The organism is Alkalihalobacillus alcalophilus ATCC 27647 = CGMCC 1.3604, assembly GCF_000292245.2.
GTDB lineage: Bacteria > Bacillota > Bacilli > Bacillales > Bacillaceae_D > Alkalihalobacillus > Alkalihalobacillus alcalophilus.
In genome coordinates, this window is record NZ_ALPT02000174.1 from 1 (window position 1) to 732 (window position 732).

The window sequence follows — 732 nt, forward strand, 5'->3', positions numbered from 1 at the left end:
GGAACAGATTTGACTAGATGGAAACCACCTGCTTATTTTCACAATGGTTTTCCCATACCATTTCGCTTTGTATTCTAATTTCGATACAAAGGCAGACCAGGATACATCCGAGATGGATTTGGCTAATTTATGATTACGCAACATTCCTTTGGTGTTCAAATCTTCGATACAGATCACATCGTGGTTTTTGATGATGTCTGTACTTAACTTGTGAAGGAAATCGTCTCGTTGGTTCCTGACTCTTTCGTGCAATCTAGCCACTTTGCGTTTTTGTTTCTGATAGTTTTGGGCATCAAATAGATGAATACCCTTATTTTTAGCATGTAACGCACGTCTTGAAAGTTTTCGCTGTTCACGTTTTAGTTTCTTTTCCATTTTTGATGTGAATTTATTATTGTCCATCTTGCGACCATCAGAAAGAACTGCAAAGTCCGTGATGCCTAAATCTATACCGATAGATGATTCCGTTTTCTTCAAGGGCTGTACGTCTGTTTCGACTAGAATTGATACAAAGAACTTTCCGCTTGGATTTCGTCTGACTGTAGCATTCAGAATACGCCCTTCAACCTCACGACTTTTGGCCAAGCGAACATACCCTAGTTTCGGCAATTTAATTTTGTTGTCTACTATGGCAATGTTGCTATTTGTTTCTTTCGTGGTGTAGGATTGTACCTGATTCTTTTTAGACTTGAAGCGTGGCGCTTTATTTTGTTTCTTGAAGAATCGAGTATA

The 732-nt window shown here is 38.7% G+C and carries 1 protein-coding gene; it reads right to left on the reverse strand.

Annotated elements, in window-relative coordinates; genetic code table 11:
- On the reverse strand, window positions 1-732 hold a 732-nt coding region (locus BALCAV_RS20945), incomplete at both ends, for an RNA-guided endonuclease TnpB family protein (protein ID WP_040324348.1).